General features: G+C 40.3%; 16 protein-coding genes. 8 read left to right on the forward strand and 8 right to left on the reverse strand.

The annotated features are described in order from the left end of the window. Positions 1-4: 4 nt before the first annotated feature. The 7 genes from dnaG to rplU all read right to left on the reverse strand — a co-directional run bounded on the left by dnaG (position 5) and on the right by rplU (position 4,237). A complete protein-coding gene (gene dnaG, locus AC3M61_RS06355; protein ID WP_500780047.1) occupies positions 5-1,726 on the reverse strand; it encodes a DNA primase in 1,722 nt (573 codons plus the stop codon). Between the two features lie 148 nt (positions 1,727-1,874). After that, entirely contained in the window at positions 1,875-2,273 is a 399-nt protein-coding gene (gene rpsI / locus AC3M61_RS06360) for a 30S ribosomal protein S9 (protein ID WP_014450727.1), read from the reverse strand. A 15-nt stretch (positions 2,274-2,288) separates the two neighbouring features. Then, complete coding sequence (rplM, locus tag AC3M61_RS06365; RefSeq protein ID WP_500780048.1) at positions 2,289-2,735, reverse strand: 50S ribosomal protein L13; 447 nt, start codon at positions 2,733-2,735, stop codon at positions 2,289-2,291. A 46-nt stretch (positions 2,736-2,781) separates the two neighbouring features. Next, positions 2,782-3,327, reverse strand: a complete 546-nt coding sequence (locus tag AC3M61_RS06370; RefSeq protein ID WP_500780078.1) for an ECF transporter S component — start codon at positions 3,325-3,327, stop codon at positions 2,782-2,784. A gap of 15 nt (positions 3,328-3,342) precedes the next feature. Beyond that, positions 3,343-3,609 (reverse strand): 50S ribosomal protein L27, encoded by a 267-nt coding sequence (gene rpmA, locus AC3M61_RS06375; RefSeq protein ID WP_500780049.1) that lies wholly within the window; start codon positions 3,607-3,609, stop codon positions 3,343-3,345. Continuing rightward, complete coding sequence (locus tag AC3M61_RS06380; protein WP_500780050.1) at positions 3,599-3,910, reverse strand: ribosomal-processing cysteine protease Prp; 312 nt, start codon at positions 3,908-3,910, stop codon at positions 3,599-3,601. Before AC3M61_RS06380 ends, rpmA begins: the two co-directional genes overlap by 11 nt. Before the next feature lie 9 nt (positions 3,911-3,919). Beyond that, entirely contained in the window at positions 3,920-4,237 is a 318-nt protein-coding gene (rplU, locus tag AC3M61_RS06385; RefSeq protein WP_014450722.1) for a 50S ribosomal protein L21, read from the reverse strand. A 328-nt stretch (positions 4,238-4,565) separates the two neighbouring features. Here rplU and AC3M61_RS06390 point away from each other — a divergent pair, with 328 nt between their 5' ends. From AC3M61_RS06390 to AC3M61_RS06425, 8 genes are all read left to right on the forward strand, one after another. Further along, positions 4,566-5,864 (forward strand): nucleotide sugar dehydrogenase, encoded by a 1,299-nt coding sequence (locus AC3M61_RS06390; RefSeq protein WP_500780051.1) that lies wholly within the window; start codon positions 4,566-4,568, stop codon positions 5,862-5,864. A gap of 124 nt (positions 5,865-5,988) precedes the next feature. After that, on the forward strand, positions 5,989-8,178 hold the full coding sequence (locus tag AC3M61_RS06395) for a fibronectin type III domain-containing protein (RefSeq protein ID WP_500780052.1): 2,190 nt from the start codon (positions 5,989-5,991) through the stop codon (positions 8,176-8,178). Positions 8,179-8,302: 124 nt separating this feature from the next. Further along, positions 8,303-10,558, forward strand: a complete 2,256-nt coding sequence (locus AC3M61_RS06400) for a fibronectin type III domain-containing protein (RefSeq protein ID WP_500780053.1) — start codon at positions 8,303-8,305, stop codon at positions 10,556-10,558. 16 nt (positions 10,559-10,574) lie between these two features. Continuing rightward, positions 10,575-11,375 (forward strand): NAD(P)/FAD-dependent oxidoreductase, encoded by an 801-nt coding sequence (locus tag AC3M61_RS06405; protein WP_500780054.1) that lies wholly within the window; start codon positions 10,575-10,577, stop codon positions 11,373-11,375. A 50-nt stretch (positions 11,376-11,425) separates the two neighbouring features. After that, the gene (locus AC3M61_RS06410; protein ID WP_500780079.1) at positions 11,426-12,364 is read left to right on the forward strand and encodes a radical SAM protein; all 939 of its coding nucleotides are present in this window, start codon (positions 11,426-11,428) and stop codon (positions 12,362-12,364) included. A 28-nt stretch (positions 12,365-12,392) separates the two neighbouring features. Further along, positions 12,393-12,803, forward strand: a complete 411-nt coding sequence (locus AC3M61_RS06415; protein WP_500780055.1) for a methylglyoxal synthase — start codon at positions 12,393-12,395, stop codon at positions 12,801-12,803. Continuing rightward, positions 12,790-13,818, forward strand: a complete 1,029-nt coding sequence (locus AC3M61_RS06420) for an AI-2E family transporter (protein WP_500780056.1) — start codon at positions 12,790-12,792, stop codon at positions 13,816-13,818. Before AC3M61_RS06415 ends, AC3M61_RS06420 begins: the two co-directional genes overlap by 14 nt. A gap of 11 nt (positions 13,819-13,829) precedes the next feature. Beyond that, on the forward strand, positions 13,830-14,312 hold the full coding sequence (locus tag AC3M61_RS06425; protein WP_500780057.1) for an RNase H family protein: 483 nt from the start codon (positions 13,830-13,832) through the stop codon (positions 14,310-14,312). Between the two features lie 45 nt (positions 14,313-14,357). On the opposite strand, the gene AC3M61_RS06430 is transcribed toward AC3M61_RS06425, so the two are convergent. Beyond that, entirely contained in the window at positions 14,358-15,935 is a 1,578-nt protein-coding gene (locus AC3M61_RS06430; protein ID WP_500780058.1) for a phosphodiester glycosidase family protein, read from the reverse strand. Between the last annotated feature and the right edge of the window lie 54 nt (positions 15,936-15,989).

Consider the following 15,989-nt stretch of genomic DNA (forward strand, 5'->3'; position numbering starts at 1 on the left):
ATTTTTATTTCTGATTTTTTATCTTCATCTTCTGCCGGACTAATTCTGTCCTGGCTTTCAAGAGTATGCGCTTTTCTTCATCGGATGTAACTTTTAAAACGAGAGCATCGATTTCCGCAATGCGCTTATCAATGCGTCTAAGTTCGAGGTCTTTCTTTATGTATTCTACTATCTTATCATCAACTTCAAAATCAATTTTGTCAAATACCTCTTTAACATACTCCCCCATATGTTTAGACAACGAATCGAGCGAAACGTTCAAATCTTTTGCAATTAAAAAGAACTCTCTTGCCTTTCCCTCGAGTAAATCGGGGGTGAATTCGATTTGTTTGAATAATTCTGGGTAGTTGAAATACATGTAAACGAGGTAATCTTCCGTTGTTGGGACTTTTTTGACAGGTGTTTTGGGAAGTTGGATGTTTTGTTGTTGCTGATAGCTTCTGGATTGTTGATTGTACTGACCGTACTGATTACCTTGGTTTTGCGATTGTTGAGAAGCGAGTAAGCTTTTCAGTTCTTCTTTCATCACGCCCGCTGTTGCACTCGCATGTTCGTAGAACTTTTCCAAGCTCTTTGGGTTTGAGGAAAACAAGCGTTCCCAGTTTCTGAGGTTTTTGATGAATGTATTGAATCCACTTGGGTTGGATAAGTCGTACTGTTTTGCCAAGCTTTCAACAACGAATTGCTCCGCACCGATGCTGTTGTCAAGAACTCTGACGAGACCTTCCACTCCAAATTTTGAGTACGTTTCATCGGCATCTTTTGCTTGTTCAAATTTTGCAATGGCAACGTTGAATCCTTCAGGTATGAGCATCTCTAAGCTTCTCAATGCCGCTTTAATTCCGGCACTGTCTGAATCAAAAGCAAGAACGATGTTTGGTGTGAGTTTTTTGAGTTTGTATATGTGCGATTTTGTCAGTGCAGTTCCGAGTGTGGCAACCGCGTTCTTTATGCCCGCTCTGTGAAATGCAAGAGCATCAAAGTATCCTTCGCAGAGAATCACATAATCCACTTGCTTAATGTATTCTTTCGCAAAGCTGAGCAAATAAAGTGTGGAAGATTTTTTGAAAATTAACGTGTCTTGCGAATTAAGATATTTTGGAACACCTTCGCCTATGAGTCTGCCACCGAATGCGATGACTCGACCAAAGTCGTCTGTGATAGGTATGATAAGTCTGCCGGCGAATGGGTCTGCGCTTGAAAAGCCGAATTTTTCTAGCTCTTCTTTGCTCAATCCTAATTTTTGCGCAACTTGCTGTGGAAGTTTTGAATCGGCTGGGGAAAAGCCAAATTCATACAAAGAAATTTCCCGTGCATCGTAGCCACGTTTTTTTAGATATTCAATTACACTTTGATTTTGACTTAGTTTGGATTTGTAAAGCTGGTGGAGTTCTTTGTAGAATGTATAGTATTTTGTTCTTACCTCGTCTTCTTCCGTATACGAAACAGTTATACCTACGCGTTCACCAAGCTTTCGAACCGCTTCCACATACGAGATATTTTCAATTTCTTGCACGAACTTGATAACATCACCTGAAGCGCCACAACCGAAACAGTGGAATATCTTCTTTTGTGGGCTTACGTAAAATGAAGGGGTGGTCTCGAGATGAAATGGACAAAGCCCTCGGTAATTTGAACCCACTTTTTGAAGGTTCACGTATTCCGAGATGACTTCAACAATGTCGTTCTTCTCCCTAATTCTTTCGATTATTTCTCTTTGTATCATACCCTTCACCGCCCCTTTCTTGAAGCGGGGGAAAAAATGGAAAATTTATGAAAATAAAGGCAGCAGATGGAACGTGCCATCCGCCACCTGATTTGTAATCTCGTAGGTCGTTAATTGCAAAATGTAAGTAAGATTTGAGATTGCCAAATTAACGTTTGGAGAACTGTGGAGCTCTTCTTGCTTTCTTGAGACCGTATTTCTTTCTTTCGACCATTCTTGGGTCTCTTGTGAGGAATCCTTTGTCTCTGAGTGTCTTTCTGAGGTCTGGATTGAATGCAACAAGCGCTCTTGCCAAACCAAGTCTGACAGCGCCGGCTTGTCCGTTCTTACCGCCACCTTCGACCCTGATTTGGATGTCGAATGTGCCTTCAAGACCGGTTACTTTGAGTGGTTCGATTGCGTGCATCGTCCAAACTTTATTCTCAAAGTATTCATTGAAATCGTTGTAGACTTTGTCGTTTATCTCTATCTTTCCAGTCCCTGGTCTGAGGTAAACTCTGGCAGTTGAAGTCTTCCTCCTACCTGTGCCCATGTAGATTTCAGCCATTTATTTCCCTCCCTATCAGAGAAGTTCTACCTTCTCAGGTTTTTGCGCTTCGTGTGGGTGAGTTTCACCAGCGTAGACTTTCAATCTCTTGAATTGATGTCTGCCGAGTGTTGTCTTTGGAAGCATTCTTTTGACCGCCAGTTCAATAATTCTCTCCGGGTGTTTCTGGAGAATTTGTTCTGCGGTCTGGGATTTAAGTCCACCAGGGTATCCTGAGTGGTGGTAATAGACTTTCTGTTTGAGTTTCTTACCTGTGAGTTTTACCTTTTCTGCGTTTATTACAACAACAAAATTACCGTTGTCGTAGTGTGGGGACCATGTTGGTTCGTTCTTGCCTTGGAGCAAGAGCGCTATTCTTGTCGCAAGCCTTCCAAGTGGCTTTCCAGCTGCATCGACAAGATACCATTTTCTTTCTACCTTTTTCGGGAATGTGGTTTTCTGTATTGGTAATGGCCTTGCCATTTTGCTTTCCTCCCTTCATTCTTCACTTTCTTCGTTTCGATTGTCTTTATTCAAATATTCTCTCAATTCTCTCTCTGATTAGGGCAGTCACAACCGCATCTATCGAGAACTTTATCGCGTTAAACCCAGCTATGAATGGTAGATATTTCAACGTCTCTTGGAGAGGGATTTTCCAATAAAACGGTACAACCACCATATTGAGAACGGTCATTACACCTGAAACTACGAGCACACCAACTACGTAACCAATTATTTCAAATACCCTATTTTTTCTGATTCGGTAGATGTAAATAACCGGTAACAAGAACGAAGCACCTGCTGCAAAGTTCATTGCGATGCCTACGATATCTCCAGATTTCAGTAGGTAAAAGAGTATATCTTTGATTAACAATACCAAAATTCCGTCGATGGGTCCGAAGATAAATCCTGCAAGTAATGGTAGTATATCGCTTGGGTCGAATTTTAAGAAATTCACCGATGGGAATATGGGAAATTCTAAGAACATGAGCCCTGTTGCGAGTGCAGACATTATTCCGATTGTTGCTATCCTTACTGCTGAATTCTTCTTCATACTGCGCCTCCCGTTGACCAGAAGTGGGAGTTTATTTTATTCTTCAACAACCGTTACGTATCTTCTGTTGTTCTTTTCGATAATCTTTACAACACCGTCTTTGAGTGCGAAAAGTGTGAAGTCTCTACCCATTCCAACGTTCTGACCGGGCCAAAATTTTGTGCCTCTCTGTCTGAGGATGATGTTTCCCGCGATGACTCTTTCACCATCGTATCTCTTAAAGCCCAAGTATTTCGGGTTGCTGTCTCTTCCGTTTCTGCCTGCGCCACTGGCTTTTGCAAAGAGTTGTATATTAATGCGCATCATCGTTCACCTCCACTCTAACGTATCTTGGATACTGACTTGCGATATCTTCCAGTGTTTTTCTAAGTTCTTCAACAAATCTTTGCGAGATATTGTCTTTCGGAATCTTTTCAACTTTCAGATATCCTTCTTCAATTTCTACTTGCGCTCCATCTTCACTCAGTGCCCTTGCCGTATGCTGAGAAACCGTACTTACCGCTGCGCAAACTATATCTTTTCCTTTTCTTGCATACAACGCATGTCCTGAGATTTCAAATTCTTCGTAGACGCCTTCAGATAACTTAAACTTGCACACAATCATCTTGTTAGATTATTTCACTTCTATCTTTTCAATCTTGATAGTGGTGTACCACTGTCTGTGACCTTTTATTGTCTTGTGGCCCTTTCTTGGGATGAATTGACCAACGAGCACTTTCCTTGCCCTTGCGTGTTCAACAACCGTTCCAGTGACCTTGACGTTTGTGAGGTATGGTTGTCCGACAAGGACTTTACCGTCGTCTGTTTTGACCATGACAACTTTGTCAAGCTCGATGGTTTCGCCTGGAGCCACGTTGAGCTTTTCCGTGTGCAGTAGCTGACCTGCCTCGACTTTGTACTGCTTTCCACCACTTTCCACTATCGCGTACACAAAGTTCACCTCCCCGAGTGTTTTACAGGTACTAAAACAACGTAGGTTGGAGACGTGCGGGGAATCCCCAACCGTTTGAGACGCGTTTTAAGTACCCGTTTTTGCATATATAACTTGCATACGTGTATTATTTTACCATCGAGGAGAGTTTTTCAAGAAAAATTTTCGTTAATATATGCTTACAGCGATGTTGCTAACTAATCGGACAAGACAATTAAAGTTTGTCAATTGACGGACGATAATATGTATGGTAAAATTCATTCAGTGAATGAATATCTTAAACTCCCTGAGAACGTGCGGGATAATAAAGCTGGCTGGAGGGATGTAGATGAGTTTGTATGAAAAGATTCTAAGCAAGGAAGCGGTTGTTGGTGTAATCGGGATGGGCTACGTGGGACTACCTTTGGCGGTTGAGAAAGCCAGAGCGGGTTACAAGGTCGTTGGGTTTGATATACAACAAAAGCGTGTTGATATGATTAACAGAGGGGAAAATTATATCGGTGATGTTGATGACAACGAGTTAAGAGAATTTGTGCAAGCAAAGAAGCTAAGGGCGACTACTGATTTTGATGAATTGAAGAACTGCGATGTGATAAGTATATGTGTGCCTACACCACTTGATAAGTTTAAGCAGCCGGATTTGAGTTATATAATCAATAGTGCGAATGAAATCAAGAAAAGACTGAGAAAAGGACAGCTCGTTGTCCTTGAGAGCACGACGTATCCGGGCACAACGGAAGAGGTTGTCCTACCAATTTTGCAAGAAACAGGACTAAAGGTTGGAAAGGATTTTTATCTTGCCTTCAGTCCAGAACGCGTTGACCCAGGTAACCCAAGGTACAAGACGAGGAATACACCGAAAGTCGTCGGTGGAGTTACTTCAGAATGCACAAAGCATGCCGTTGCATTGTATGAAAACGTGCTTGAAGCAGGTGTTTTCCCTGTTTCTTCACCAAGGGCGGCAGAGATGACAAAGATATTGGAAAACACATTCAGGCTTGTGAATATCGCACTTGTTCAAGAGATGACAAAGGTTGCCGAAAAGATGAAGATAAACATTTGGGAGGTTATCGATGCGGCGGCAACCAAACCGTTCGGTTACATGCCGTTCTATCCTGGACCTGGGATTGGTGGGCATTGTATTCCTATCGACCCGTTTTATCTTGTTTACAAGGCAAAAGAGCACGATTTACATATGATGCTCGTCGAGGTCGCAGGCGAGATTTCAGATAATATGCCATATTACGTAGTAGAGAGGTTATCTGATATTCTAAATGATAGAGCTCAGTGTTTGAATGGCAGAAATATTCTTCTTCTTGGTGTTACGTACAAAGGGAATATAGACGATTTGAGAGAAAGTCCTGCTCTTAAAGTGATAGAGATACTTGAGAAGAAGAAAGTGAACGTATTTTACTACGACCCGTTCGTCCCAGAATTTACACACAATGGAAAATATTACAAGAGAATAGAGATGACCGAGGATGTTTTGAAAAAGATGGACGGTGCAATAGTTACTTCAGGTCACACAATTGGTATCGATTATGAATTTGTTGCAAAGCATGTACCGTTTTTGTTCGATACAAAGAATGTAACGAAAGGAAAGTACGAAAATGTGATATTACTCTAAGTAATAAAATATAATAGTGTTAATGCCCTGGTTCTTTGTTAGAAACCAGGGTGTTTTTTTCTGTATGTGTTATAATATTATATGATAAGAGGTAAAATACTACATACAGTGAGGGGGATTTAGTATGGTTATCAGGAACTCTAAATATCGATTTTATTTGATTGCCATCTTTGTCATCGTAAGTGTTTTGTCTTTTTTAAGCGGTTGTATTCAACCATCCAATTCAAGAGCTGAGCTGGTGGCACCAGTAAATAACGCTTCAAATATTCCTTTCAATAGTGCCAAGTTAATATTTAACACACCTAATAATCGTGAGTACGATGTGATAGTTAGAGATGCAACTACAAATCAAGAGGTTTTTAGAACAACTGTGACTGGTGGGCAAGGTATTGAGATCGTCATTCCAAAAGGTCTTCTTAAACCTTTTACCAAATATAAATGGTATGTGCGACTTAAGAACGATGATTCCACCTCAAGTGAGCTGAGGTATTTTACAACAAAGGAAAATTCGCCACCTACAGTTTACGGATTGAAACCCGATGGAACTACTGATCATCCATTCGGTGCACTCGCGCTGACTTGGGAAGCAAGTGATCCAGATAATGATAGCATGATATTCACCGTTAAGGTCTTCGAGATAGGAAATGCAACTCCAGTTGTAGAAACTTCATCGGCGACTAATTCCGCTGTTGTGAAAGATTTGAAACAGTTAACTGATTATACTTGGAGTGTTGAAGCAGTTGATACGTGGGGCGCAAAGAGTACTCCAAAGCAAGCAGAATTTAAAACAAAAGTTAATGAAGCGCCGGATAGAATTGAGTTAATTAACCCTGCTAACAACGCTGTCGATGTTAAATTCAACAACTTGACGTTAAAATGGCTTGGTTATGATAGAGATTACGAAGATTTAAAATACAACGTGTCTTTGAATAATAGCCAGAATCTGCTCAGTAATTCTACGTTCACAGAATTTACTATCACTGGGTTGGAACCAAACACGCTGTACACACTCACAATAACGGCAATCGATAAATATGGTGAGACAAAGACCGAGAGTTTTTCATTTAGAACGAGAAATAACACTCCACCAAGTAAACCCACACTGCAAAATCCTGAGAATAATGCAAAGGTTAATTTTGCGAAGGTAACAGACCTTACCTTCAGATGGTCGAGTGTATCAGATGTCGATGAAGACGACATTGACTATGAATTTATATTGATGTCAGATGGTCAAGAAGTGCACAGAAGAAGTCCGATATTGTCGAATAGTTATTTTATAAGTAATATATCTGCTCTACTGGATGTTGGAAAGACTTACACCTGGTATGTTATAGCCAAAGACCCACACGGCGGTAGGACTGAGAGCGATTGGTTCACATTTGAAACATATAGTAATAATCCACCGACCGTGCCAACGTCACCTTATCCGTCTGATAAGGCTGAGAATTTACCAAATAGAATTCCAAGATTTTCATGGGATTCAACGGATCCAGACGGAGATCCGCTCAGATTCGATTTGTACATAGGTGAGAGCGCTGATAATTTGAAACTCGAGGTAAGTGGCATAACAGCTACGACATATGAAACGCCAAGACTCTTTGAATTCGGAAAGACGTATTATTGGAAGGTAGTCGTCACCGATGGTTACAATCCACCAGTAGAAAGCCCTGTGTGGAGCTTTACAATAACTAATCTTGACAATCCACCAACAGTTCCAGAGCTCGTATCACCTGTTACTGGAACTTCAGGAGTTGCATTGAATAATGTAACTTTAAGATGGAAGGCAAGCTACGATAAGGAAACTCAAGCACAGGATTTGGTGTATTACCTCTACGTTGGGCGAGCTGATAGGATGACGTTGCAAGCAACTGTGACTGGTCAGACAAGTTCAGAGATTTCACAGATTATCAGTAATTTGTCTCCAATTACGACTTATTACTGGCGTGTGGAGGTTAGAGATTCATTCGGTAACTATGCGTATAGTACAACATGGAACTTCAAGACAAAACAGAACGAAGCACCAAATATTCCAACTGGACCTAACCCGTCAGATGGTAGTCAGGTTTCCGTTGGAAGTGTTCCTTCAACAATTACGCTAAGTTGGAATTGTTCGGATCCTGATGGAGATATCTTGTCGTACGAAGTCTATGTGAATACAATCAATGATTTCACGGGTGTCGTTCCTTACACAACAAATACTAAGTCAATTCAGTTGACCTTGAACACGCTCGGTAAGTACTATTGGTACGTCGTGGCAAAAGACCCGCACGGTGGTGTTACAAAAGGTAAGACGTGGACGTTTGAAGCGAAATAATCTATCAGACATCGAAATTATCTTAAAACCCAAATTGCCGTGGCTCCATAGCCACGGTTTTTTAATCAAAAATCGAATTTTTGTGGTAAAATTTTTCTTAGAATAATACTACGGAGGTGATTTAGTGTTTCCAAGATTTTTTACGCAAAGAAAATCTTTTATTCTTTTGTCAGTTTTGTTTATTTTGTTAGCTATATCAAGCTGTATCGAACCAGCAAATAATAATGGTGATAATGCTGGGATAGAGTTACTTGGACCTCGGAATAATAGTAATAGTGTAGAGTTTAACAAGGCAATATTAACTTTTAAGAGTGCAAGTGCTGGTGAATACGAGGTTGTCGTTGAGGAAAACGATACCGGAATGCAAACGATAAGCGAAGTGGTTGAAGTTCAGGAAGGAATTCCTAAGACTGTTTTGCTTCCAAAGGGTAAGCTCAAGCCGAGTACGAAGTACAGATGGTTCGTTAAGAGTAAAAATTCGTCAGCTATGAGTCAGGTTTGGTATTTTACTACTGTTCCTAATTCAGAGCCAACAGTCTCATCACTCCAGCCAAATGGCGTTCAAAACGTACGATTCGATTCTCTCACATTGAGTTGGGATGCTGCAGATCCAGACGAAGATGATTTAATGTTTTTAGTGAAAGTTATTAGAGGAAGCTTAATTGTTTTACAAGCAACTGCAACAACAAACTATATAACCGTGGAAAATTTAGAACAGCTCACCGACTACACTTGGCAGGTGCAGGCCATGGATCCGTGGGGTGGGGTGAGTACATTGAGTAGCGCAAGCTTTAGAACGATTGCAAATAAGGCTCCGAGCAAAGTGGAACTAATCAATCCACAACCAAACGCTACAGATGTCGACTTTAACACTTTGGAATTGAGATGGCAAGGATACGATGAGGACACTCCAGTGCTCTATTACACCGTAGAGCTTATCGAGTCTGGTATTTCACAGGTAGTAGTATCTAATTCCACAGTAACAAGTTATACAGTGAATAATCTTAAGAGAAATACAAAGTACGATATTAAGATCACCGCAACTGATAAGTACGGTGCTTCTATTTCGAGTACGTTTACTTTTACAACAAAGTTGAGTACACCTCCAAATAAGCCAACTCTCTCAGAACCTACAAGCAATGCAAGGATAAACTTGGCTCTCGTTGATAAATTGAGGTTTGTTTGGAGTGAAGCTATTGATCCGGATGGTGATGGTGTATCTTATGAGCTTGTTATTAAAAGTGACTACGACGGGTGGACAATCAAAAGGAGTCCGCTGAATTCAACAAGTTATGAATTGAGTTCGGCAAATGCGTTAGAACTCTTTAATCCGGGAAAGACCTACGACCCAGCAAGAAGTTATACTTGGTACGTGATAGCAAAGGACAGTTATGGAGTACAGACAAGTAGTGAGCAAGTTAAGTTCTATATGTACTACAATAATCCACCCGAACAGCCGAGTAATCCTATCCCCGCTAATTCACTAACAACTTTGGTGCCAAATAGAGTGTCTTTCGGTTGGAGTTGTTCTGATGCAGATAACGATGCTTTGAGTTATTCCGTCTATTTTGGCGAACATCCTGATGCATTGGTTCCTATAGCTTCTGAATTAAGTAATAGCACATTTAATTACCAGAATTTACTCGAATTCGATAAGATTTATTATTGGAAGGTTGTTGTAAGCGATGGGGTGAATACACCAGTCGAAGGTCCGGTTTGGAATTTCAAAGTGATGCCAAGAAGTAGTGCACCTACAAAACCTGAACTCGTTTATCCAGCTAATAGTTCAACAGGTGTGGCTTTTAACAACACCAATTTTAAGTGGAACTCGTCTTCAGATAATAGTGCAAAGGATAAACTCATTTATCTGCTCTATGTTTTTGAGAGTGCTCAAGCAGATGATATTACACCGGTTGCAACAGTAACGGGTGTCACTGATGATGTAATTACTGTAAATCTTTCCGATGTGCCACTTTTGCCAAATAAGGATTATAAATGGTATGTTGTTGTTATTGATGAAGATGGGAATTATATACTTAGCGATACGTGGTCGTTTAAAACAAAGGAAAACACGGCACCTGAATTTCCTTACAACGGTAGTCCAAATAATGTGACTGTTGAAGTAACTGCATTGCCGAGTAAGATTACGCTTAGCTGGAATTGTTCGGATCCAGATGGTGATACGTTGAAGTACAAGGTGTATTGGAAGGTTCCAGGAAGTAGTACTTTTTCCCCAGTATCAAGCAGTTATATAACAGAATCAACGATTGATGTAAATGTTTCTAAAGAAGGTGTGTATTACTGGTATGTGGAAGCGTACGACCCGCACGGTGGTGTGAGTACGGGAGTGTATTGGAATTTTACACTTAGAAAGAAGTAGAAATGGAGGAAAAGACTTGAACGTTGCAATTGTTGGTGGTGGACCTGCTGGTGTTGCGTGCGGTGTGTTGTTGAAAAGGTACGGTATTAATGCTACAATTTATGAAAAAAATGAGATTGGTGGGCTTATAAGAAATGCGTGGAGAGTTGAGAATTTTCCGCCAATTGGTTTTTTGCCGGGTAGACAATTCGCTGAGAATTTGAAATGGTATGTCGAAGAATACAAGATTAACGTCGTTAATGATGAGATTCTCTGTGTCAATGATTATGAACTTGTTGGAAAGGATGGAATGTACAGCTGCGATGTTGCCATTGTTGCAACAGGTACTTCACCAAAAAGGCTGATAGAATTTGAAGGACCCCACACTTTCTATGAGTACGTCCAGCTACCAAAAAGTATTAAGAGTGTTGCTATATATGGTGGTGGGGATGTGGCTATTGATTATGCAATTCACGCAAAGGAAGAAGGAATTGAGCCTATCGTTTTAGTTAAAAGCGGCAAGTTAAGAGCGGTTACAAAGCTTGTAGAGTATGCAAGGCAAAAGGGATTGAAGATACATTTGAATGAGCAAATTTTTTTTGTTGATCATAAAGAAGATGTTATGTATATACACACCAGAAATGGTTTTTATACGGTAGAAGCGTTGCTAATTGCTATTGGTAGGGTTGGTAACAAGCCCGTTATAAATGCTAAGAGTATGGAAGTTTTTGAAATAGGTGATGTGGCACATCCAGAGTTCAGGCAGTCGTCAATTGCAATAGGTGATGGAATTAGATGTGCGATGGAAATTGTTTTAAAATTGAATGAGAATATATAAAACTGTTGGAGGTGTAGAAAAATATGAGAGCAGAGGCGTTGTCAAATGATTTGAAGATAATTGCAGGCTATGGCAAGGAAGATATCGCCATGGTTTACCTTGCCGAGAGTAAAAACGGTGCGTTGATAGAGTTCGTTGAATCAATCCAACCTCCGATTCCAAGGGAGAAGAAATGGGTTTTGATAGTCTCAACCATGGATGGTTGTCCTGTTGGCTGTATGATGTGCGATGCGGGAGGGTATTACAAAAGGAAGCTCACGGAAGAAGAAATATTAGCTCAGATTTTGTTTTTAACCAACAAAAGATACGGTATGAGTATTCCTGTTGAGAAGTTCAAAATCCAATTCGCGCGTGTTGGAGAACCGGCTTTGAACGATAATGTGCTCAACGTTCTCGAAAAACTCCCACACTTGCTTGATGCACCAGGATTAATGCCTTCGATAAGTACTGTTGCACCAGTTGGAAGAGAAGGATGGTTCGAAATATTGCTTGAAATAAAGAACAAATACTACATAGGCAGATTCCAGATGCAGTTTTCAGTTCACAGTACATCAAAAGAGCAAAGGGATAGGATTATTCCAGTAAAGAAATGGGGTTTTGAAGAGATTGCAAAGTATGGTGAACGGTTTGTTCAAAAAGGCGATAGGAAAGTGACACTGAATTTCGCACTTGCGCAGGAAAATGAAGCGGACGCATCGGTAATTATGAAGCACTTTAATCCAGAGAAGTTTTTAATTAAAATCACCCCAGTTAACCCGACATACAGGGCAGTTGAAAATGGGTTGAACTCAGATGTTGATGAGCGAGGACTTGTGCTTAAACACAGAAGGTTTGTAGAAGAACTTGAGAAGAACGGGTATGAGGTTATAATCAGTGTTGGGGAACTCGAAGAGAACAAAATTGGAAGTAACTGCGGTCAGTATGTTCAAAGGCATCTGGCAGCACAAAGGAAATTGGAAAATTCATACGTTTTTGTTAGGGAAGATTAGTTTAGTTTATATATAAGGAGCGATTTGTATGGAGAAAATCCGAGTTGCACTTATCGCGCACGATAAGAAAAAATTGGACTTAGCGATGTTTGTTAAGGAGTGGATGCATGTATTTTCCAAGTGCGATTTGTACGCAACAAGCACAACGGGGAAGGTGATAGAGGAAAAGATTGGGCTGAAGGTGAATAAATTCCAGTCCGGACCATACGGGGGAGATTTGCAAATCGGGGCGCTGATAGTTAACAACGAAATCGATTTTGTGATATTCTTACGAGACCCACTTACCGCTCAGCCTCACGAACCTGACGTAAGTGCACTTTTGAGGGTATGTGACGTACACAATGTGCCTTTAGCAACGAATCTTGCAACAGCAGAAGCGCTCGTGCTTGAGATTGAAAAGAAAATCGCTAAGGAGACCAACGAAAATGAAGGAGAGTAAAAAGTCTGTTGTCGACAATAGTATTAAGAATGTCAAGGTTGAAAGAATTCCATACAGAGATATGTGCTTAGTTTTGGTTTATTTTCTACTTTTCATATTCTTTGCATGGAAAGTACCTTTTGTTATCGGTGCACTCGTATTGGGTTATTATTTTTCCGTTATTCTGAGCGTGCCTTACGATTACGTTTTAAAGAAAACTGGAAAACACTATCTTGCTATAGCATCCTATATCTTTGTAATTGCGATATTTGTCTATGCAATCGCCTCTTTTTTCCCAATAGTTATCAATCAAATAAACTCGGTTATACAAAGTGCACAGTCGGCACAGCTCAATCTGGATTTACCGTCTTGGGCTTTGAAATATCTTGACGAATTCAAAAGTAATATCTCTTCTTTCCTTGCGCAGTTGATAAAGTATGTTGCCAATATCTTGCCATCGCTCTTCACGATGGTTGTTTTGCTTATAGTCACGATGGCAGGTATAGAGAGTATCAGGTTTTATTTTAAAGAGAAAGTCCAGTTATTGTTCATTGATGACCCAAAATACGGTGAAAAATTCGTTGCGTATTTCTTTACTAACGTAAAGCGATATATAAGAGGGCAGGTTTTGGTTTCGTTTATCAGTGCAGCACTTACAACGATTGGACTTTACGTTATCGGTGTACCTTCGGCGCTAACATTGGGTATTTTGTCTTTCATTGGCGGATTCTTCCCGTTCGTAGGATTGTTGTTCACTGCCGTTCCTATGTACCTTCTGGCGTTTACTTCTCAGGGGGTAAAGGGTATGGTTTGGCTGACCGTTGTGCTCGTTGCCGTTAATCAAACTGAATCTTGGTTCTACGGTCCAAGAATTCAGGGTAATAATTTAAAAATTCATTGGTTTGTGATACTACTTTCGATATTCATTTTAGGTAGCGTCCTTGGATTGGCTGGTGTGCTACTCGCTTTGCCAATTTTGATATTCGCACGTGACTATTGGAGTTTCTATGTGCTTAGACTAAGAAATGAAAAATAGGTGGTGCGAAGATGAGAGATACTTCAGCCTATAAAATATGCGATGTTTACACAGATGGTAGTTTCAAAGATAACATTGTAGGAAGTGGGGTTGCAATTAAGTGTGATGAAATAATAGAAGAATTCGCGTTTAGCATGCAATCTGAAGCACTTTCTACCCATAGGAATGTTTCAGGAGAGATTTACGCGGTGATGTACGCTGTTTTTTACGCTTCAAAGAAAGGTATCAATAAACTACGAATTTTCCATGATTACTCAGGTCTTGCACACTGGGTTAACGGTGAGTGGAAGACGAAAACGGAGTTGACAAAGTTGTATAAGGCGTTTGTGGAATACTACATGAACTACGTTGATATTGAATTCGTAAAAGTTCAAGCACACAAAGGTAACCAGTTGAACAACTTGGCAGATAAATTGGCTAAGCAATCTCTTGAAGGTAAGTTCCACGCACCTTACTTTGAGGATTTTTTAACTCAGCTTGAGATGTTTAAATAAAAACTGCCCCATCACATCGGGGCAGTTTTTATTGGCGTTCATTTATTATTTTACCCCCAATGCAACAGGTATGTTTCTTGGGGACCCACTTGTTACATACTTACCTGCGTAAACCATTGCCGTTGAGCTTCCACCATCAAGCATCATCGCTGACTCGTAACCTTTTGATTTCAAAAACTGGGCTGCTTCGTCAAAATTCATACCAACCCCATTTTTCCCCTCTATCGTTATAAAATGAACTTTCCCATCTTTTATTGCTATTATCGTTCTATTCGCGCGTGTTGTTGGTATGCCTCCACCGTATCTGAGTTTTTCTTCAGCTGCGTCTGGAATGATGTTACCATTTTGGAGCAACAATGGACCTGCTCCGACCGCGTTTTTGACTTGATACCCATCGTCTGTGTAAATCTCGACCGTAACGCTTTGACCAACCGTGAGATTGGGTAAGAATTTATTTCTTATATCGTTGCTAATCATTATAACCTCTGAATTTGATGGGACCGTCGAAACGTAGCCAATCGATGCAACCTTTCCATTCTTTACAACTACATACGTTCTTGTTCTGTCGTTTGGTATCTTGAGCGCAAATTCGGAAGTGTATAAGTTCACTTCTCCAAGGGATGTTGTGTTGACACCTTTGACTAAGAGTAAAACATCACCTATTCTCACTGCGATGTCAACATACGCTTTTTTAATAAACACTCTACCATCGGTTGTTTGTATGAACATGGGTCTCAATCCATACCTATGAGAAAGCACCTTCCCATTCGATATGATGATATCTATTGGCAACCCTGTTGCTGGATCAAAGTAGTTTGCGTTGACACCGTTAGAATATCCATGATATGAAAGGATGTTTGCCAATGTTGCCATCGCACCTATACCTTTCGCTGGTAACAAGGGTGTGATATTGGTATACCTCGGGTCCGCTATGATGTAATTAACAGTGAAAGTTCTTCCAGCAAATGTTTCTGTACGCTTTGTGTATTCTATTTTTCTAATCACAGGTTCTATCCGTACTACTATCTTGTTCTCTGAATACGTGATGTTGTAGTTCGATACAGCTTTTTCAATGGTAACTATTGTAGTATGGTTTGTTCTTGAAATCGACACACCCGCAGGAGTTTTTAAATCACCTTGAGCTGGTGAAAGTTTGAGCGAAAACGTGTTATTGGATAGTGATGCACTAAGAAATTCTTTTTTTGCAGGCACTGAGGTTGTAATAGTCAGTACATCATCTGTATAATCAATCGATGTTATTGAAAGCGGTTTATCGTAGTATACCTCGTTCATCTTTGATAGTTTCAAGAAGCTTGATATGAAATCCGCCTTTACGTATACAACACCGTTGATAATAGTGTAAGCTTTCGGGACATACTCTTGGAAATCGACAAGGAAGTCACCATCTGAACCGATAATGAGCTTTTTGTTATGTATGAGGTAAACCCTCTCATGTTTGACAATACTAAACCCCATATCTCTGAGCTGGGATTCTGTGAAATAACCATTGCTTGGTTCGAAGACTTTGTTATTAATTAAAAAAACCTGGGCAGCCAGGAAGGTTGCCAAGGTCAAGAAAAACAAAGAAAGTGTTTTCAGTAGCCCCGAATTTTTTGTTTTCACGAAAGAGAACACCCCTTGGTTTGGATTTTTTATCTCTTTTCCTATCACCTTTCA

The sequence above is a fragment of the Fervidobacterium sp. genome (assembly GCF_059913585.1).